General features: G+C 53.1%; 18 protein-coding genes. All 18 read right to left on the bottom strand.

From position 1 onward, the window contains the following. Positions 1-103: 103 nt before the first annotated feature. The 18 genes from V3U24_02585 to V3U24_02670 all read right to left on the bottom strand — a co-directional run bounded on the left by V3U24_02585 (position 104) and on the right by V3U24_02670 (position 19,349). The gene (locus V3U24_02585; GenBank protein ID MEE9166337.1) at positions 104-1,972 is read right to left on the bottom strand and encodes a hypothetical protein; all 1,869 of its coding nucleotides are present in this window, start codon (positions 1,970-1,972) and stop codon (positions 104-106) included. Further along, a complete protein-coding gene (argF, locus tag V3U24_02590; GenBank protein MEE9166338.1) occupies positions 1,959-2,879 on the bottom strand; it encodes an ornithine carbamoyltransferase in 921 nt (306 codons plus the stop codon). The genes V3U24_02585 and argF overlap by 14 nt, the downstream gene beginning before the upstream one ends. 259 nt (positions 2,880-3,138) lie before the next feature. Next, entirely contained in the window at positions 3,139-4,482 is a 1,344-nt protein-coding gene (gene hslU / locus V3U24_02595) for an ATP-dependent protease ATPase subunit HslU (protein MEE9166339.1), read from the bottom strand. Further along, a complete protein-coding gene (gene hslV / locus V3U24_02600) occupies positions 4,479-5,018 on the bottom strand; it encodes an ATP-dependent protease subunit HslV (GenBank protein MEE9166340.1) in 540 nt (179 codons plus the stop codon). Before hslV ends, hslU begins: the two co-directional genes overlap by 4 nt. A gap of 7 nt (positions 5,019-5,025) precedes the next feature. After that, complete coding sequence (hflC, locus tag V3U24_02605) at positions 5,026-5,961, bottom strand: protease modulator HflC (protein ID MEE9166341.1); 936 nt, start codon at positions 5,959-5,961, stop codon at positions 5,026-5,028. Beyond that, on the bottom strand, positions 5,958-6,938 hold the full coding sequence (hflK, locus tag V3U24_02610) for an FtsH protease activity modulator HflK (protein ID MEE9166342.1): 981 nt from the start codon (positions 6,936-6,938) through the stop codon (positions 5,958-5,960). Before hflK ends, hflC begins: the two co-directional genes overlap by 4 nt. Positions 6,939-6,973: 35 nt before the next feature. Beyond that, on the bottom strand, positions 6,974-8,338 hold the full coding sequence (gene rpoN / locus V3U24_02615) for an RNA polymerase factor sigma-54 (GenBank protein MEE9166343.1): 1,365 nt from the start codon (positions 8,336-8,338) through the stop codon (positions 6,974-6,976). Then, a complete protein-coding gene (lptB, locus tag V3U24_02620; GenBank protein MEE9166344.1) occupies positions 8,339-9,085 on the bottom strand; it encodes an LPS export ABC transporter ATP-binding protein in 747 nt (248 codons plus the stop codon). Between the two features lie 3 nt (positions 9,086-9,088). Beyond that, complete coding sequence (lptC, locus tag V3U24_02625; GenBank protein MEE9166345.1) at positions 9,089-9,616, bottom strand: LPS export ABC transporter periplasmic protein LptC; 528 nt, start codon at positions 9,614-9,616, stop codon at positions 9,089-9,091. Further along, positions 9,616-10,602: a KpsF/GutQ family sugar-phosphate isomerase gene (locus tag V3U24_02630; protein ID MEE9166346.1), complete on the bottom strand. Its 987-nt coding sequence runs from the start codon at positions 10,600-10,602 to the stop codon at positions 9,616-9,618. The genes lptC and V3U24_02630 overlap by 1 nt, the downstream gene beginning before the upstream one ends. Then, positions 10,592-11,161 carry an HAD hydrolase family protein gene (locus V3U24_02635; protein ID MEE9166347.1) on the bottom strand — a complete coding sequence of 190 codons (570 nt, stop codon included), beginning with the start codon at positions 11,159-11,161 and terminating at the stop codon, positions 10,592-10,594. The genes V3U24_02630 and V3U24_02635 overlap by 11 nt, the downstream gene beginning before the upstream one ends. After that, entirely contained in the window at positions 11,158-11,982 is an 825-nt protein-coding gene (gene kdsA, locus V3U24_02640; GenBank protein ID MEE9166348.1) for a 3-deoxy-8-phosphooctulonate synthase, read from the bottom strand. The genes V3U24_02635 and kdsA overlap by 4 nt, the downstream gene beginning before the upstream one ends. Beyond that, entirely contained in the window at positions 11,979-13,601 is a 1,623-nt protein-coding gene (locus V3U24_02645; GenBank protein MEE9166349.1) for a CTP synthase, read from the bottom strand. The genes kdsA and V3U24_02645 overlap by 4 nt, the downstream gene beginning before the upstream one ends. Then, positions 13,594-14,328: a 3-deoxy-manno-octulosonate cytidylyltransferase gene (locus tag V3U24_02650; GenBank protein ID MEE9166350.1), complete on the bottom strand. Its 735-nt coding sequence runs from the start codon at positions 14,326-14,328 to the stop codon at positions 13,594-13,596. Before V3U24_02650 ends, V3U24_02645 begins: the two co-directional genes overlap by 8 nt. Before the next feature lie 273 nt (positions 14,329-14,601). Next, the gene (locus V3U24_02655) at positions 14,602-15,852 is read right to left on the bottom strand and encodes an ABC transporter permease (GenBank protein ID MEE9166351.1); all 1,251 of its coding nucleotides are present in this window, start codon (positions 15,850-15,852) and stop codon (positions 14,602-14,604) included. Between the two features lie 241 nt (positions 15,853-16,093). Continuing rightward, positions 16,094-17,314 carry an ABC transporter permease gene (locus V3U24_02660; protein ID MEE9166352.1) on the bottom strand — a complete coding sequence of 407 codons (1,221 nt, stop codon included), beginning with the start codon at positions 17,312-17,314 and terminating at the stop codon, positions 16,094-16,096. A 2-nt stretch (positions 17,315-17,316) separates the two neighbouring features. Continuing rightward, complete coding sequence (locus V3U24_02665; protein MEE9166353.1) at positions 17,317-18,039, bottom strand: ABC transporter ATP-binding protein; 723 nt, start codon at positions 18,037-18,039, stop codon at positions 17,317-17,319. Beyond that, a complete protein-coding gene (locus V3U24_02670; GenBank protein ID MEE9166354.1) occupies positions 18,036-19,349 on the bottom strand; it encodes an efflux RND transporter periplasmic adaptor subunit in 1,314 nt (437 codons plus the stop codon). The genes V3U24_02665 and V3U24_02670 overlap by 4 nt, the downstream gene beginning before the upstream one ends. Between the last annotated feature and the right edge of the window lie 6 nt (positions 19,350-19,355).

A 19,355-nucleotide genomic window follows, 5' to 3' on the forward strand; every position in this document is an offset into this window, starting at 1 on the left:
TGGTTAGTGGTTGAACGGTTAATTGGTGCACTGGTGGACTGGTTGCCTGATTACCTGGTTTCCTGATTACCTGGTTAACTGGTTACTGCCTTCTGCCAAAGCGCTAGGTCCGCAACCATCGTTCCCATTCCCTCAACCTCACCTGGGGGATTTCGTAAATCCTGAACAACTTCTCCCGATAGAGAGTCTGGTTGATACGATGGGTGAGGGTGAAAAGATGAATCTTGACGAGGGCCCTTCCTGAGTGAGCTATCTGCTGCAGGAGCGTATCCTCCACCGGAAGTACCCAAACGAATTCCACCCGCCCGTCCTCAGCAACTGTTTCATCCATTTCAACGACCTTCTCCTCTGATATCTGGTAGAGGATGGAGTCATCGTCCAATACCACCAATCCATCGATCCCGAATTCGGTCATGCCCTCAAGAATCAGGTAGTAGGTTTTCTTCTTTTCTCCCCCACCACGCAGTCGTAGCTGAAACGTCGTTGTCAGTCTGCCGTGATAAGGTTTGTCCGGATACTCGTTTGGATCATACAGGTATCCGAAGTTCTCCTCAAAAACCTTTTCTCCACGGGAGCTTTTCTTTTCTTCAAACCTGTATTCCAGCTCCCAGTATTGAGCCGTATGCTTGAAATCTGTGCGAATTATATCTCTGAATTTCTCAGTTACGTCGGCAAATTCCCCATACAGCTCCTGGGCCTTCTCCCCGCCCTCGTCAAACTCATCCTCCAGCCGGTCAAGCAAATCTGATTCCCGGTCACCCAGCTTCTCCATCCTGGCCGCCTCCGTGATGAGTCGCTGCTGTATCTGCCGGACGCCTTCCAGTAACCCGCCTGTGCTGGAAACGGAAGTTTTGCACTTCTGGAATGCCAGCCTTAATTCCCGGTATGGAGTCTCTTCAGTGGAAACGCCCGTTGGTGCCGCGTCCAACAGCCCTGAATACTGAAGACTGCACGCCTCAGCTGCCGATTGGCTCTCTAGTTGTAGTCTGGCCATCTCGGCCACACCGTCTTCCATTTGCCCTATGAGCTCTCCGAAAGTATCCAGCAGCTCCAGAATGTCCCGGAGCTTCTCCCTGTCGCTCTCTGAAGACTCTTGCAGGTAAACTATTTCATTTGTGACGGTTTGCTCTGACTCAACAATTGACCGGTAGAGTTCCCAGACACGCTCTTCATCACCGCTTTTCGCTCTTCCTGCGAGGAGATAGTCGAGTGAACTCATTAATGAGGCGAGAGAATCTGTCATGGTTCGAAGATGCCTGTGGGTCTGCTCCAGTGAGAGGCGAATCGAATCACCCTTCCCATAAACGGGAAATCGAGCCAGCGCATCATCCATCGACCGAAACTTCCCCAGCGGCTTTTGGGACCTGGAAAGGGACCTTTCAGATTCTTTCCCTGATTCATCGACATCCGTTTCCAGCTCCTTGCCAAATTCTATTACTTCATCCATCCTTTCCGTAAAGGTGAAAACCGATTCCCTTAAAGGTTCCTGCCGGTTGATTTCAGCACGGGAGTTTTCCAGGTTCTCTCCGAATCGTCTCGCGAGGTTCTCAGCCTCTTCCCAGTTTTCGTCTTCGGGCGTTAGCTTCTCCACGGACCTCAGCAATCCTGCGCTGAAAAGCTTCAGGTAGGATTTGTGGTCTTTATTCAGGGACGTGGCGTGTTCACGGAGTTCTGTCACAGAGTTTCTGTATGCCTGGTAGTCGCTTTCAATCGATTGATAGAAAGGTGATCTCTGAGAAGCAGCATCGAACAGAGACCTCAGTTTCTTCTCTACCTCCCGGTAGTCCCGTTCTGAGTCTTTTGCCCATGAAGCTATCTCGCTCACCGGGCTCTCAAACCCGGTTCTCAAAAGCTCTTCCTGATCACCCGACTGCCAGGCGGGTGGGAGTATCAGCGCCAAACAGAGGCCGTACGAAAGTCGTGGGAGTTTCATGGGGTAGTACCGCTGCTGAAAATTCCTAGCGATCCCCACCCGTCAGGGTGACCATAATTGCCTTCTGAATATGAAGACGATTCTCTGCCTCATGGAAAACGAGGGACCTGGGACCATCTATCACTTCGTCAGTGACCTCGTCACCCCTGTGGGCCGGAAGGCAGTGCATGAACCAGGCTTCCTCCCCCGCGGCTTTCATCATTTGGGAGTTTACCTGATAAGGCCGGAACAATTCTTTCCGCGACTCGGCCTCAGATTCCCGTCCCATACTGGTCCAGGTATCCGTATAAACAACATGGGCACCGGGAACGGCGGTCAGCGCATCGTGGGAGATGGAAATCTCACTCAAACCAGCCGACTTCGCGGCCTGAAATGTCTTTGAATCGGGTTCACAACCTTCCGGACACGCGACGGTCAGCTTGATGGGAATCCTCTGGGCCAGATTGAGCCACGAGTTGGCCAAATTGTTGCCGTCTCCCACAAACACAACCTGCAGCTCCTTGAGATGTCCCCGGTGCTCCAGAATCGTGAAGATATCCGCCATGACCTGGCACGGATGATTGTAGTCTGTCAGTCCATTGACAACGGGTACGGTGGCGTACTCACTCAATTCGAGCAACTGTTCGTGGTCAGACACCCTTGCCATGATGAGGTCGTTATATCGAGACAGCACTTGAGCAAGATCCTTTCCCGATTCCCGTGTGCCGAGTCCAATGTCTGAAGGCGCCAGATAAATGGCATGTCCTCCCAGCTGCCACATGCCCGTTTCAAACGATACCCGAGTTCTGGCGGATGGCTTCCGAAATACCATCGCAAGGGATTTCCCCTTCAACAGGTGGTGTTCCGTCCCCGCTTTCGTCTCCTTTTTCAGCCGGGCAGCCAGTCGAAAAAGCTCATCAATTTCCTGGGATGAGAAATCGATAATGTGGAGAAAATCACGTTTCACGACTGGTGACTGGATACTTGATACTGGATGCTAGATACTGGATGCTAGATACTGGATGCTAGATACTGGATACTAGATACTGGATACTGGATCCTTGATACTTGACCCTTGATACTTGACCCTTGATACTTGCCTGTCCCGTAGCGTCAGCGTACGGGGATACTTGACCCTTGATACTTGATCCTTGGATCTTGCCTGCCCCGCCCGCCTGCTCCCGAAGGGCGGGCAGGTGGGAGCGAAACGACCGTACGGGGGTTTTTCAGAGAATGTACCGGCTCAGATCCTGATCCTTGACGATTTCCTGCAATTTATCTTGGACCATCTGCTTCGTGACGGCAATGGATTCATCCTTGCCGCTCGATTTCTCAAACAGGATATCCTCAAGGAGGGTTGTCATGACCGTATGAAGTCGACGGGCCCCGATGTTTTCCGTGGCCTCATTGACTTCACTGGCAATCTTTGCAATCTCCAGAATGGCCGCCGCGCTGAATTTCAGACTCACCCCCTCTGTATTGAGAAGGGCCGTGTACTGTTTGATAAGCGCATTTTCCGGGTGAGTGAGGATTTTCACAAAGTCATCGGTGGTCAGCGAATCCATTTCAACCCGGATGGGGAATCTACCCTGGAGCTCGGGGATCATATCAGACGGCTTTGACACATGAAACGCGCCTGCCGTGATAAAAAGAACATGGTCTGTTCTCACAATGCCGTATTTGGTGATAACGTTGCTCCCCTCCACGATGGGGAGAATATCCCTCTGAACCCCTTCACGGGAGACATCAGGACCGGCGCCGCCGCTTCCGCCCACTATCTTGTCAATCTCATCGAGAAACACGATCCCGGAATTTTCCACGCGAGATTTCGCCTGTCGCTGGACTTCTTCATGATCGATCAGTTTCGCTGCCTCTTCGGCCTCAAGGATCTTCCGGGCTTCAGACACAGCGGTCCGGCGACGTTTCGTCCGTCTCGGGATGGCACTGCCAAACATGTCCTGCAGATTGACTCCCATCTCTTCCAGCCCAATGGGTCCAAAAACTTGCATAAACGGCATTGATTCGTCACGAACCTCAAGCTCAATGATTCGATCTTCAAACTCCCCGGCCGTCAATTTGGCGCGAAGTTTTTCCCGCGTCCTCTTTCTCCTTTCTTTCAGTTCCGGATTTTCCTCCCCTCCCGATACCGTGCCATCGCTGGGAAAAAGGATGTCCAGAATCCTTTCGTTGGCCATCTCCTCCGCCTTAACGGCCACTTCCTGCTCCTTTTCCCGCTGCACCATGGAAACCGCGATGTCCATGAGGTCGCGAATGATCGATTCCACATCCCGACCCACGTAGCCCACTTCAGTAAATTTCGAGGCTTCAACCTTTATGAATGGGGCATTGGCCAGGTTCGCCAACCGGCGCGCGATTTCCGTTTTTCCTACCCCCGTGGAGCCGATCAGGATGATATTGTTGGGAACGATCTCTTCACGCATTTCATCGGACAGTTGTTGACGGCGCCACCTGTTTCGCAGCGCGATGGCCACCGACTTCTTGGCGTTCTTCTGGCCTACAATGTAGCGATCCAATTCTGCCACAATCTCTCTGGGAGTCAGGTCTTTCATTTCAATTCCAGCAGGGTGATTTGATCGTTTGTGTAGATACAGATGTCAGCGGTGATTTTCAGCGCCCGCTTAACGATTTCAGTCGGCGAGGATACGTCACAGCTTATGAGCGCCTGAGCCGCCGCCAGGGCATATCCGGCACCTGAACCCACAGCGACAATGGTCCCATCGGGCTCCACCACATTTCCGTCACCGGAGACCAGATAACTTTGATCTCGATCCATGAGAGCCAACAGTGCATCAAGGTTTCGGAGGTATTTGTCGGTACGCCATTCTTTGGCCAGCTCCACAACGGCCCTCTGCAGCTGGCCGTTGTACTGCTCCAGCTTCTCCTCAAACTTCCCAAAAAGGGTGAGGGCATCGGCCGCCGCACCGGCGAAACCGCCCAGTATCTCGTTGGGCGTCGTTTCGAATTTCCGCACCTTGACCGCTTTCTGCTTCAGCTGCATATCACCCAAGGTAATCTGACCGTCACCCCCCATGGCAGCTTTCTTTCCAAGCCTTACACCGAGAATGGTCGTGGATCGAATCGTCATGGTTGCCCTATTTCGCCGTGGTGAGATAACGAAGGAAATCACCGTCAGTGGTCAGGACCAGTATCGTCTTATCATCCAACGTTTCCCTGAAGATCTCCATGGTCTTGAGGAACCGGTAGAATTCTGGATCCCGGCTGTAAACAGCGGCGTAAATGTCCGCAGCCTCCGCGTCGGCGCGCCCTTTGATCTCCTGTGCCTGGCGATAGGCTTCCGAGGTGATTTCCTTGAGTTCGCGCTCCCTCCGACCGTTGATTCGGGCAGACTCGCCCGCCCCTTCCGATCGGAATTGTTCCGCGATGCGGTTTCTTTCCGAAATCATCCGCGAATAGACTTCCTGCCTCACCTGCTCCACGTAGTTGATCCGCTTGAAGCGAAAGTCGAGGATTTCCAGGCCGAGATCGGAGGTGCGGGACTGCGCGGACTCCAGCACTTCCAGGGCAAGTTTCGATCGTCCGCTCTCAATGATTTCCCGTCGAGAAGGCTCCTGCTCCCCGAGCTCTTCGGATCTCTCGAATTCCCGGTTGCTGCTTCGCACCACTTCAATGAGATCATGATTTGCTACAACGTTACGGGTTTCACCGTCCAGGATGTCGTCCAGGCGTGATTGAGCACCGATCTCCGTGCGCAGGCGTTGAAAGTATTTAAGAGGATCAGTGATCCGCCAGCGGGCATAAGTGTCCACGTAGACGAACCGTTTGTCCCGGGTTGGAACCTGATTCGGGTCGCCATCCCATTCCAGAAACCGTTTGTCGAAATAGTTGGCCTTCTGAATGAACGGGATTTTCATCTTCAAGCCGGGAGTCGTTATGGCATCCCCTTTCGGCTCTCCAAACTGCGTGACAATCACCTGCTCGATTTCATTCACGACGAAGACCCCTCCTCCAAGTACAAGGAGCGCCACTAGTACTGCAATAACGATCAGGATAACGGCAGCGTTTCTCATTTTATCACCTCCTGGCCCAGCGGCAGCAGCGGCAGGACCCCTTTCAATTCACTGTCCAGAACAATCTTCTGTTTCACCGTCGGATAGACGGCCTCCATAGTCTCAAGGTAAATGCGGCGTCGCGTTACCTCGGGTGCCCTTCGATAGGACGCGAGCAAGGCCCGGAATAACTCGGCATCGCCCTTGGACCGGTTCACGCGATCGGTGGCGTACCCTTCAGCCTGCTGGATGGTCTGCTCGGCCTCTCCACTGGCACGGGGAATCACACGATTATATTCGGATCTCGCTTCGTTGATCATCCTCTCTTTCTCCTGCTGCGCCTGGTTGACTTCATTAAACGCCGGCTTCACGGGATCGGGAGGATTGACATCCTGCAATACAATCTGTTCCACCTTGAGTCCCGTTTCGTACTGATCGCACAGTTCCTGAAGCCTCACTTCAACTTCCGACGCAATCTCCTGCCGGCCGATGGTCAGCACCTCGTTCACGCTCCGGTCACCGATGACTTCACGCATTACCGCCTCATTCATGTCGCGAAACGTTTCGGGGAGAAGGGCCCTTACCCTGAAGAGAAACTTGTAGGGATCGCGCACACGAAACTGGGCCGTCCATTCCACCACGGCCACGTTGAGGTCTCCCGTGAGCATGAGTGATTCACCCGTAAATGCCTGTGGGGAATACCGGGTTCGAACACCGGCTCTTTCAGTACGAAACCCGAATTCCTCCTTGAGTTGGATTTGAACCGGCACCTTGGTGACTGTCTGAATGGGGCTTGGCCATTTGAAGCGGAGTCCCGGTTGGGCCAGACGCGTGTATTCACCAAACGTCAGGATAACACCTACCTCTTCGGGAGCTACCGTGAAGACCGAACTCCAGACTATGAATATGCCGAGAATGACCAGAACGATCGTAACCCACCCCACATTGAATGTGGGAATGTTGATCTCTCTGTTCCCGACTATGATTTTCTGAGCCATGATCTTGCTCCTTTCTTAGTGTGTAACTGCAATCCTCAGGGTCTCCTTCTCAGTCTTGCCACCGGGATTTTCATCTGGTCGCGGTATTTCGCCACCGTCCGGCGGGCAATGGGATACCCAAGTTTTTTCATGATTTCCGCCAGCTTGTCATCGGAATAGGGATGCTGCTTGTCTTCTTTCTCCACCACCTCTTTGAGTCCATCTTTGACAATCTTTGTGGAGACTTCGTCTCCGGTCTCCGTTGTTATTCTTTCGGAGAAAAAATATTTCAGTTCATACAGACCGTAGGGTGTCTGAACGTATTTCCCCCGGGTGACCCGGCTCACGGTTGATATGTCCATATTGATGCGGTCTGCGATGTCCTTCAGAACCATGGGTTTCAGCGCGGAGGTGTCACCGCGGAAAAAATCGGGCTGCCGGGTCATAATCGCCTTCATCACCTTCAACATGGTCATCTGCCGCTGCTGGACGGCCTGCATGAACCAGTGGGCGGAACCCACCTTCTTGCGGAGAAACCTTCGAAGGTCGGGATCGGCCCCATCCTCAGTTTCCAGCAGATTGATATAGACCGGCGACAGACGGAGTACCGGGACATTGGAGTCGTTTACAGAGACAACCAGTTCTCCATCCACTTCCTCCACGATGAGATCCGGAACAATGTAGTCCGCACTCGACGTAGGGGCACCCTCTCCCGGCTTGGGATTCAGACGCGATATGATGTCCATCGCCTCGTTCAATTCTTCCCTGGAACAACCGAGGCCCCGCCTCAGTTTCTCAAACCTCCGGTTGGCAAAATCTTCAAATCGATGGGTAACGATTTCCAGTGTCAGATCACTCCTCGAATTGACCTCGAGCTGAACTCTGAGACACTCCTGCAGACTCCTGGCCCCCAACCCGGGGGGATCAAGCCTCTGAACCGTGTGGAGAATTTCCTCCACCTTTTCCGGTGAGACGCTCAGTCTGTCCGCGATTATTTCTACGTCTGAGGCGAGATAGCCTCTTTCGTCGATATTCCAGGCTATCTCTTCCGCGATTCTTCTCTCCTCCCCGGTGATATCAAGCAGCCGGATCTGCTCCAGAAGTCGATCTATCGGATCTGGCCTGTAAGGAATGGGCATCTCCCGATGCTCCTGGCCCTTATCGTACCTGGTTCGGATCCGGTAGTCTTCAGGACTGTTTACGAGATCGCCCCAATCCACCCCTTCATCCTGGTCCCCTTTATCTGAAGATTCCGGCTCTTCAGCTTCCGACTCTTCCATTTCCAGAACAGGGTTATTCTCCAACTCCTCCATGATCCGATCTTCCAGATCGAGAGTATTCAACTGCAACAGGACCGTCTGCAGAATCTGCTGGGGCGTCAGTCTCTGACGCTGTTCCAATGATTGTCTCAGTTCAACCATTCAATCAAGTTTGAAGCGTTGGCCGAGATATAACTTCCGAGCTTCCCCGTCTCTGGCCAGGAACTCCGCCGTCCCCGATTTCAAAACTTGCCCGTCATAGAGCAGATAAGCCCGATCGGTTATGGATAACGTCTCCCGCACATTATGGTCGGTGATAAGAACACCGATGTTTCGATCCTTCAAGGACTTTATTATCGACTGGATATCCTCGACGGCGATGGGATCGATGCCTGCAAAAGGTTCATCCAGGAGCATGAAATCCGGATCCGTGATCAGCGCCCTGCTGATCTCGGTTCTCCTCCGTTCGCCACCGGAAAGATTATATCCCTTGCGAGCCCTGATCTGCGAGATGGACAGGTCTTCCAGAAGGGATTCAAGTTTCCTCTCCTGTTCCTCGCCCGAAAGTCCCGTCATTTCAAGGACAAGCCTCAGGTTGTCTTCCACGGAAAGCTTGGCAAAGATGGATGCTTCCTGTGACAGGTATCCGATCCCCTTTCTCGCCCTCTTGTACATGGGCATCTCGGTGATATCTTCCTCGCCGAAATATACATTTCCGGCTGTGGGCCTGATCATCCCGGTAATCATATAGAAGGTTGTCGTCTTGCCTGCACCGTTGGGACCCAGAAGCCCCACGATCTCTCCCTTTTTGAGTTCAATCGTAATTCCCCTCACAACCATTCGTTTGCCGTACGATTTCTTCAGACCGCGGCCCATGAGAATCTTGCCATCGCGCTCGGGATCTTTCATGGACTATCGATCCGCGACTCCCCACGGTTTATGAATTTTCCAGTGAGTCAGGTCGACATTGGATTCGAAACCGATGCCGTACAGCGTATCCATTGACTCGGTCGTCAGCATGATGGTGTCCTGCGTGGCAATCTGTCCCTTCTTGTGATCCCAGAAAAGAGAATCGGTGTAGAGCGTCACTCCACTGTCCGAAACAACCACCACGTTACCGATGGCCAGAAGATTATCGCTCGCTTCGAAAACAAGGGCCCTGTCCGACTTGACATTTGACATATGCTCTTCATCCACGGAATAGAAATCCGTGTCCACTTTCTCATCCAGGATTACTTCCCGCCTGTCCTCATATTTGGCCAGATGACCCGATCTCACCACCGCCCGTTTTCTCCCTTCTCTCGTGAGCACTATGGTGGGGTTCCAGGTTTCCTGATCCGGTAACTCTTCCCGGGAAAGCGTCAGGGCAGTCTCCGTATCTCCCGTGTTGCCACACCCCGCAATGACCATCAAGAACAGGCTCACCACATAGCGCATCATTACGTCAATCCTGACTTTAGAATATCATGGATGTGTACAATACCCGCAGGTATTCCACTGAATCGATCGTCCTTGTAGACAAATAAACTCGTGATGGAAAATTCTTCCATAATTTCCAGTGCCTGAATGGCCGGAGTATCCTCAGACACCCACTTTGGATCCTTGGTCATCAAAGATTCCGCGGTTCTGTCCATGATATGCCCGTCCTGCTCAAACGCTCGACGGAGGTCTCCATCAGTGATGATGCCGGCCAGTTCTCCGTTATCTGCCATGACGATGGCCACTCCAAGGCGCTTCTGACTGATTTCCAGAAGAGTGGACTTCACGTCCGAGTCCACCTTTACCACAGGGAGCTGATCCCTCGCGTGCATAATCTGCCTTACTCTCAGATGCAGTCTTTTCCCCAGGGCACCCGAGGGGTGTAGGAGGGCGTAATCGTCACGCTCGAATCCCTTTCTCTCCATCAAAGCAATGGCCAGAGCGTCACCCATAGCCAGAGCGGCTGTGGTGCTGGCTGTGGGAGCGAGATCGAGGGAGCACGCCTCCCTGTCGACGCTTGCGTCAAGTGCCACGTCCGCCATGGAAGCGAGTGTCGATTCCTTCCTCCCAACCAGGGCAACCACTTTCGTCCCCAGGTGGAAAAATGCATACATGAGCTGAACAATTTCGCCCGTCTCTCCGCTTCTCGAAACTACGAGCACCAGGTCATCCCCGGTGACCATCCCGAGATCTCCGTGGAGAGCCTCCGCCGGGTGGAGGAAGTTGGCCGGCGTCCCCGTGCTGGCAAGCGTGGAGGCGATTTTCTGGGAAATAAGGCCGGATTTCCCCATACCCGTGACCACGACCCGGCCGCTGCATTGAGCAATCAACTCCACTGCCCGCTCGAAATCCCTGTCAATCCTGTCAACCAGTCTGGCCACGGCCTCCGCCTCGATTTCGATGACCTCACGACCAACATCAGTCGGTTTTCTCTTCTTATTCGTCATGGACTAAATCATCCTTTCCATCCGAGGTTCTTTGACGAACTCTCTCCAGGGCCGATTCGTAGATACCCTTGCTTTCCAGAATCATCTCCACCGCCTCGCGGACAGCTCCCTCGCCTCCCCTGGCCTGTGTGGTGTATTTCGCTATCTGCTTTGCCCGTGGATGAGCATTCGCGACGGCGATGGGAAGTCCGACAGTTTCCATGATGGTTAGGTCGATAATATCGTCTCCAATGAACGCGGCTTCTTCGTCACTGAAATCGTACTTGGACCGCAGTTCATAGTAGGCGTCCATCTTGTTCAGGTTCCCCTGATAACAGTCCTTCTCGAGCCCCATCTCCATGACCCTCACATCGGTGGCCGGTGAATACCGGCCTGAAATGATTGCCATTCGTATCCCCGCGGCTCTGACGAGGGCGACGCCGGCAGCGTCAAGAACACTGAAACGTTTCAGCTCGATTCCGTCACTGCCCTTGTAGATGGTGCCGTCCGTGAATACCCCATCCAGATCGGAAAGAATAATCTTGATCTTTCCCGCGGCTTTCTTCAGATGGAACGTCATGCAACTTCCCCGTCCATGACCAGTTCTCGGATCTTCTTGAGAGTCGAGAGCAGGTTTTTCGTTCTTTCCAGCGGCCATTGCGTCACGGCATCACTCTTCGCCTCATCCACGCTGTCGTGAACTTCAACAAAAATCGCGTCGAACCCGGCGGCCACGGCCGCCCGGGCAAGACTTGGAATGGTGTCGCGATCGCCACCCGAACGATCTCCGAGACCGCCGGGCCGCTGGGCACTGTGGGTGGCATCGAAGACAACCGGATAACCCATCTCTTTGAGAAATGGGAGGGCCCGCATGTCAGAAACCAGATTGTTGTAACCGAAACTGACACCGCGTTCGGTGAGCAGGATGTCGGTGTTTCCAGTGGATTCTATCTTCTTCACCACATTAGTCATATCCCATGGTGCGAGAAATTGACCCTTTTTTACGTTGACGCATTTACCCGTTTCGCCGGCTGCGAGGAGGAGATCGGTTTGACGACAAAGAAACGCAGGTATTTGAATAATGTCCACCACCTCACCAACGGGACCGGCCTGCTCCGGCCCGTGGATGTCGGTCAATATCGCCACTCCCGCCTTCTCCTTCACTTTCTGAAGGATCTCCAGCCCTTTATCCAGGCCAGGCCCTCGGAATGACCCTACCGACGTCCGGTTCGCTTTGTCAAAGGAAGATTTGAAGACAAACGGGATATCAAGCTCCTCACAAATCGACTTGAGTGCGTCAGCCATTTTCACCGAATGATCCTCTGACTCAATGACACACGGTCCGGCTATGACCGGGAGATGATTCCCGCCAAACTCAATGTTCCCCACCGTGACCTTCATTTAGAATCCTGAAACTTTAGGGACGCCTTGACAAAATCACGAAAAAGGGGATGAGCCCTGTCCACCCTGCTCCTGAGCTCAGGATGAAACTGCGTACCTATGAACCATGGATGATCCCTTATTTCAACAATCTCAGCCAGGTCCAAATCCGGATTAACCCCCGCGACGTACATACCGTGCTCTTCCAGTGTTGACCGGTACTCATTGTTCACTTCATATCGGTGCCGGTGGCGTTCCGATATTTTCCTTTTCCGGTAGGCACGGAAGGTTTTTGTACCCGGCCTGATTTCACACGTGTAAGCCCCCAGCCGCATCGTGGCACCCTTATCCTTCACGTTTCTCTGTCCCGGCATAAGATCAATGACGGGATAAGGCGTTTTCTTTCTGAACTCCGTACTGTTCGCTTTTTCCAAACCACATACATTTCTGGCGAATTCAATAACGGCCGTTTGCAGACCCAGACAAATACCCAGATAGGGAACCCGCTTCTCCCTGGCGTATTTGGCGGCAAGTACCTTGCCCTCAGTGCCCCTGTCACCAAACCCGGGGAGGACCAGCACACCCTGGACACCGTTCAAAAGCTCTTCACAATCTGCATCCTTTTCCAGCTCCTCGGTGTTGATCCAGTTAACGGAAATCCGGGCGTCATTTTCCACTCCCGCATGGACAAAGGCCTCCAGGACGCTTTTGTAGGCGTCGGGAAGTTCCGTATACTTGCCACACAGGGCAATCCTTACTTCCCGGCTGGGCTTCTTATACCCCGTGATAAACTTCTGGAGCTTCGAAATATCCGGTTTCACACCATCAATCCCGAACTGCTCAGAAATCAAATCACCCAACTTCTGCCTGTGGAACACCAGGGGAACTTCGTAAATGCTTTCCACATCCCTCGCCTCAACAACGTGGCTCGGCAACACGTTGCAGAACAGGGATATTTTCTCTCTTACCGATCGCGAAATATGGGAAGGCGTTCGACACAGAATAACGTCGGGCTCCAGGCCGATTTCCCTGAGCTTCATGACACTGTGCTGGGTAGGCTTGGTCTTGAGTTCTTCACTCGCCTGCACGAAGGGCAAAAGGGTGACGTGCACGATGAGGCAGTTTTGCCGGCCCAGATCCAGACGCATCTGTCGAATGGTTTCCAGGAACGGTTGACTTTCAATATCGCCCACGGTTCCGCCCACTTCCGTGATAACCACATCGAAACGCTTGGGCCTGTTTATACCTAAAATACGGTTTTTGATTTCATCCGTGATGTGTGGAATGACCTGAATCGTCTGACCCAGATAGTCTCCCCTGCGTTCTTTGTCCAGAACCGACTGGTAAATCTGCCCCGTGGTCGCATTATTCTCCCTGCTCATATCCACGTCAATGAAGCGCTCGTAATGCCCGAGATCGAGGTCAGTCTCCGACCCATCATCAAGGACAAAAACTTCACCGTGCTGAAAAGGGTTCATCGTCCCGGGATCCACGTTGAGATAGGGATCGAGCTTCATGACTGTTACCGTCAGCCCGCGACTCTTCAAAAGGTAACCGATGGACGCCGTCGCTATCCCCTTGCCAAGACCCGACATGACGCCGCCCAGAACGAAAATGTACTTGGCAGGCTTTCTAGGCAACCCCTGATACCTCCCGAGCCCTCGCAAGGTCTTCCGGTGAGTTAATGCTGAAATGATCGTGGAGTGTGATGACGACCTTTACGGGGATGCCGTGATCCAAGGCCCGCATCTGTTCAAGATGTCTTTCCTTCTCCTCCGACGTCCTCTTCATGCGTGAGAAGTCGAGGAGAAACTTCCTCTCGTAAACATAAAGACCGATGTGCTTGTACGTATTGGGCGGGGGATACGGGCCAGATGAACTCCTGAAGAAATCATCTGCAAAACCGTCTTCCGTTACTCGAACTTTTACCACGTTAACATCGGCCCACTGTTCGCCATTCAATGAGGTGGTCGCCACGGTCCCCATTTTGAGCCGGCTGTCGTCAAGAAACGGCTGAACAGCTTGTTCAATGATCTCTTCCTCAATAAACGGTTCGTCTCCCTGAATATTGACATATATATCACCCTCACCATCTCTGGCCACTTCCGCGACACGGTCAGTGCCCGTCCTGCAGTTGGACGAAGTCATAACCAGAGGTATCCCCAGAATATCCATCGCCCTGGCCACCCGCTGGCTGTCCGTGGCCACCGTGACCGTATCCAGTACAGTCGCCCTTGCTGCCCGCGCGTAGACCTGGGCCACCATGGGGAGACCGTCAACGGGAATCAATACCTTTCCGGGGAACCTTGACGAGTGGTACCGGGCAGGAATAACGCCCACAATTCTGGGGCCGGGCTTCTTTTTCATGATGATTTCTCTGCCACTCTGGGCACGAGGCAGTTTTCACTGACTTTTTAGGAGAGACTTTCTGTTTTATCTCCAGGGTTACAGCCCATGTACAATTATCGTGCCAGTGCAAATTTAGGTTTGTCGTGCCCCCTAATCAAGGAAAAGGCAACTGTGATGCAGGATGCCTGGAGCAGTTCCGTCGGCTCAGAATAGCCCCCGTGCGGCCGTTGCAAAGGGTGGTTCCGCAGGGGTTCTGGAATACAGATCAGGTGGCGCAGAGACGAAGACTATCTACTCATATCTCAACGACTCAATAGGGTCAAGTTTCGCGGCTTTGTATGCGGGGTAACTCCCAAACCCTATTCCGATGATGGAGCAGACGAGGAGTCCGAAGAAAGCCCAATCCAGGGGAATCACAGCGGGAATGTTAAAAAGGGCCGCGACAACGTTTCCTCCCAGAATGCCAAATATGATGCCCACGAGACCCCCGAATTCGCTCAAGAAAATCGACTCGATGAGAAACTGGGTCAAGATGTTCCTGCGGGTGGCCCCCACAGCTTTCCGGATCCCGATCTCCTTGATTCTCTCCGTCACTGAGACCAGCATGATATTCATGATCCCAATCCCTGCCACGACGAGTGCGATAATACTGATGATGAAGGCGAACAGTTTTACTCCGCCCGTAAACCTGCCAAAGGTCTCAATAAGCGTTGCGTTGGATACGATTTCGAAATCGTTCTCCTCCCCGGGAGGAATCTTCCTGATGGTCCTGAGCAGCCCGATTGTCTCGTCCATGGTTGCATCGTAGAGTTCTGCCGACTCCGCCTCCACGGTGATGACCAGCGAGGTCCAGCGGCGACCATAATTTTCGAGAAAAACCGATATGGGGATGGCAATGAAATTATCCCGGCTGCTGCCAAACATTTGCCCCTGGGGTTCCGCAGTGCCAACCACGAGATACCTGACTCCGTCCATCACGACATTTTTTCCCAACGGATCTTCGAAAGGGAAAAGGATGTCAGCCACATCCATTCCGAGGACGCAAATGTCTCTTGAAAAGCGGATATCCTCACGGGTGATATTCCTTCCATCACCAATGTAGGTGTTGTAATTCCTCAGTGTCCACTCATCCCCCGCATAAAGCCCCACATTTCCCTTTGTCTTACGGTCCTTGTACTGGATCAGACGTCCTCCCCAATCATCTCCTACCGATACCACCTTCGGTAGTTGAGCCCGCGTTTGAAGCCTTTCGAAATGATCAAGGGTAATACTCTTTCGGTTTCGATACTTCATACGGGAATGCCATCCGATCTGAATGGCCGGATATTTTTGAACCGCAAACGTGTTTGTCCCGAAGATGTTCAGACCTCTCTCGATAGATGTTTCCAGCGTACGGAGTGCGGTCATGACGCCCACGACCGAAAATACACCAATGGCTATCCCCAGAAGCGTGAGGCTGGAGCGGAGTTTATTGTCACGGATCGCTTCCAGTGACATCACGAGTCCCTCCTTCAATTCCTGACCGAGCAGCCGAATATTCACGCCGCGTCCCCTTTTTTTTGCCTCAGAGTTCACAGAGAAAAACAACTAATATAGATTGATAAGAAAAAGACCTTTAGCAGCGAACGTTGCGACGCGAATTGGAAATTTGTCACGGTGACGTCGTCAATATCAACACTAATCATTTGGGGTTCTTACTGTTCTTTGCGGCCGATCAGTGAAACCATATTCATATACTCTGTGGTCTCCCCGTCCCGATCAAGTCGGGATGTGGCTCATGTCGTCATTCATAACGGAGCGCCTCGATGGGATCGAGTCGGGCTGCTCTGTAGGAGGGAGCCAGGCCTGAGACCACGCCCACAAGAAGCGACAGGAGAAAAGCGACCATTGCCAGCCACAACGGCATGGAGGATGGAAAGACCAACCGGTCGATGGCCCTGCTTCCCACAAAGGAGATTCCCAGACCGAAGAGGCCGGCAAATCCACAGATGAATATGGCCTCGAGCAGGAACTGCATCATAATGACCTTTCTTGTAGCCCCCAGTGCTTTGCGAATTCCTATCTCCCGCGTGCGCTCCTTCACGGAGACAAACATAATATTCATGATGCCGATGCCGCCCACCATCAATGAAAGTACGGTAATGAAGATTCCGGTTCCTCCGATAGCAAACTTGATGGCATTGTATTGTGTACGGAAGGCTTCCTGCTGGTTGATGGCGAAATCATCTCTCTCCTGGGGCTTCAACCCCCGTATTCTCCGCATGATCCCCGTGATCTCCTCCGTTGCCGCCCCGATGTATCCTGCGGGCACTTTCACGTTGATCTGCGTCCATCCTCGCCTGGCAAATACCTTTTGAAACGTACCCAGGGGTATGACGGTCTGGTTATCCTGGCTGAACAGGCCGAGGAATTTCCCCTGTTTCTCGATGACTCCGATGACACGAAACTGGTGAGGTCCGAGTTTCACCTTTTTGCCGACGGGATCCTCACTTTCGAAAAGTTGTTCAGCCACATCATAACCGAGAACGCAAACGGGTGCTCCTGCCCGGCTCTCTCCGGCGGTGAAGAATCGACCGTTTTCAATGTCAAACGTCGTGGTTTGAAGGTACTCATCGGTTGTCCCGGTGGTACGAACATTGGGGACGGCCTTGTCCAGGTACCGCACTGTGGCTGACCGGGACATGGTGGGCGCCGCCGCGATGGCGTACTGGGATAACTCCTTGATTTTTGCGGCGTATTCCACTTTCATATGCCGGCGGTTCCGGGTCTCCCACCACTGGTCCGACCCGCCAAACCACTTGTGCCGGGAAACGAACAGAACATCTCGTGACAGAAACGATATGCTTCGTTCGAACGCCCCGTCGAGACCTTCAATCAAAGTGCCCATCAAGGTCACTGCGAGAATGCCGATGACAATCCCCAGCATGGTGAGGAACGTTCGAAGGCGGTTGGAGATAATGGCGGAAAGGGCGATGAAAACGTCTTCGATAAGGATCTTGAACATGCTCAGGAATCGTGTCGACTGTCGTCGGAAATCAGGCCGTCCAGAAGATGAATGGTCCTCCCCGCATGGGCGGCTATGTACTGCTCGTGGGTAACCACCAAAATGGTGTTTCCCGTATTGTGAAGGGAACCGAGGACTTCCATAATTTCTTCGCCCGTCGTGCTGTCGAGATTCCCCGTGGGTTCATCCGCCAGAATGATGGAGGGTTCCGTCACAAGGGCCCTGGCTATGGCCACCCGCTGCCTCTCTCCCCCGGAAAGTTCATTGGGTCGATGTTCCATGCGACTTTCCAATCCCACGCTCTTCAAAGCACCTCTGGCTGCTTCACGTCTTTCGTCCGGTGGGCTCCCTCTATAGACAAGGGGAAGTTCCACGTTCCTGAGTGCCGTCGCCCTGGGAAGTAAGTTAAACGTCTGAAACACAAAACCGATCCTCCGGTTGCGGATGGACGCCAACTGGTTGTCATCCATTTCATGAACCATCTCCCCTTCAAACTTGTAGGTGCCGCTCGTGGGGGTGTCGAGGCATCCGATGATGTTCATGAGGGTGGATTTGCCGGAACCCGACGGTCCCATGATGGACACATAGTCGTTCCGTGTCACCTCAAAATCGACGCCTCGCAGCGCGTGAACGACCTGATCCTCACCAAGTTCGTAATCCCTCACAATTTGATTGAGAGAAATGATGTGATCCGAATTCATCTGACTCTTTTGACTATTGATCATTCTCCGCTCTTCTCTTCCGTCTCAGGCGCTCCCCTCTCCTTCCCTGTGACGGGAGAGTTGTGCTGGAGATCCCGGGAAATTGCCTTGTAACTCCCCGTGACAATCTCCTCTCCCTCTTCGAGTCCCGACAGGACCTCATAATGGGTCTCACTCGACAGGCCAACATTCACCGGTCTCTGCTCCGCAAACTGGGTCCCGTTTGACTTTGAGGGGGAGGGATTCTCCCCATTCCCCACCAAGGTGTCGCTCATGACGAAAACGACTTCAACCATCTTCTGTTTTTTCCATTCTCCGCCCCCCGGGGGACCCCGTGACCCTTCCCGGCGGCGGGATTTCCCCGGACTGCCAGCAGGCTTTTCGGCCCGAACCGTCAGAGCCTGAATGGGGATGGCAAGAACGTCTTGTTTTACATCCGTGATGACATCGACGGTAGCCGACATCCCCTGCCGGATTCCTTCAGGAACCTTAAGCATCCTGACCTTCACGTTGAAATTCGTAACCTGTTCCTGCGTCCCCACGGCGGTGGTCTGAGCCACGTGAGCAATCTCCTTTACGATCCCGTGGAATACGGTATCCTGAAAGGCATCAATTTCAATTTCCGCTGTGTCTCCCTCGGAAACGTCCACAACGTCATTCTCATTCACTTCCACCACCACCTCCATCCTGCTGAGATCGGCGATGGACATCAGGACATCGGCCTGGAAGGTGGATCCCAGAGCCATCTCCCCCTCATCTTTCCTGACCTGAGTTACCACACCCCAACCGGGAGCGAGCAAGCTCGTTTTTGACAGATCATCCATGGCCGATTTAAGGGCCGCCTTCGCCAGCTCCACTTCACTCTCTGCGAGCTGAAACTGGGCCGTGGCCGACTCGAACTCCTGACTGGACACTAGCTGCTCTGAATACAGTTTTTCGGCGCGATCCTTCAAAGCCGTCGATTTGACAAGATTTGCTTCGGCGGACTTCAAACGCGAGAGAACCTGCTCCGCCGACGCTTCATAGCGCGTCTTGTCCAGCGATATGAGGAGCTGACCCAACATCACCGAGTCTCCCTCTTCAACCATGATCTCCATAATCAGCGAACTGAGATTGGCACTGATGTCCACCTGCCTTTCGGGCTGAATCGTTCCGGATGCCGTCACTTTATGGACAATCTTTTGCCGTCTCACTTTTTCCCTCTGGACTTCAATGGGCTGAACGTCCGACCTGAGGACTTTCACGAGGACGATGACCGCAACAATTACGACGGCACCGGAAATCAGAATGATGTTTCGTCTCTTTTTTTTCTTTTTTGCCTTCTTCTTTGCCATAGGCCT

It is taken from the genome of Candidatus Neomarinimicrobiota bacterium, from assembly GCA_036476315.1.
In the GTDB taxonomy this organism is placed as follows: domain Bacteria; phylum Fidelibacterota; class Marinisomatia; order Marinisomatales; family S15-B10; genus JAZGBI01.

Excerpts from the sequence above, each read along its gene's own strand:
- hslU (MEE9166339.1), bottom strand. The coding sequence starts at position 4,482 with ATGAAAGACCTGACTCCCAGAGAGATTGTGGCAGAATTGGATCGCTAC.
- hslV (MEE9166340.1), bottom strand. The coding sequence starts at position 5,018 with ATGACGATTCGATCCACGACCATTCTCGGTGTAAGGCTTGGAAAGAAA.
- hflC (MEE9166341.1), bottom strand. The coding sequence starts at position 5,961 with ATGAGAAACGCTGCCGTTATCCTGATCGTTATTGCAGTACTAGTGGCG.
- hflK (MEE9166342.1), bottom strand. The coding sequence starts at position 6,938 with ATGGCTCAGAAAATCATAGTCGGGAACAGAGAGATCAACATTCCCACA.
- rpoN (MEE9166343.1), bottom strand. The coding sequence starts at position 8,338 with ATGGTTGAACTGAGACAATCATTGGAACAGCGTCAGAGACTGACGCCC.
- lptB (MEE9166344.1), bottom strand. The coding sequence starts at position 9,085 with ATGAAAGATCCCGAGCGCGATGGCAAGATTCTCATGGGCCGCGGTCTG.
- lptC (MEE9166345.1), bottom strand. The coding sequence starts at position 9,616 with ATGATGCGCTATGTGGTGAGCCTGTTCTTGATGGTCATTGCGGGGTGT.
- V3U24_02630 (MEE9166346.1), bottom strand. The coding sequence starts at position 10,602 with ATGACGAATAAGAAGAGAAAACCGACTGATGTTGGTCGTGAGGTCATC.
- V3U24_02635 (MEE9166347.1), bottom strand. The coding sequence starts at position 11,161 with ATGACGTTCCATCTGAAGAAAGCCGCGGGAAAGATCAAGATTATTCTT.
- kdsA (MEE9166348.1), bottom strand. The coding sequence starts at position 11,982 with ATGAAGGTCACGGTGGGGAACATTGAGTTTGGCGGGAATCATCTCCCG.
- V3U24_02650 (MEE9166350.1), bottom strand. The coding sequence starts at position 14,328 with ATGAAAAAGAAGCCCGGCCCCAGAATTGTGGGCGTTATTCCTGCCCGG.
- V3U24_02660 (MEE9166352.1), bottom strand. The coding sequence starts at position 17,314 with ATGTTCAAGATCCTTATCGAAGACGTTTTCATCGCCCTTTCCGCCATT.
- V3U24_02665 (MEE9166353.1), bottom strand. The coding sequence starts at position 18,039 with ATGATCAATAGTCAAAAGAGTCAGATGAATTCGGATCACATCATTTCT.
- V3U24_02670 (MEE9166354.1), bottom strand. The coding sequence starts at position 19,349 with ATGGCAAAGAAGAAGGCAAAAAAGAAAAAAAAGAGACGAAACATCATT.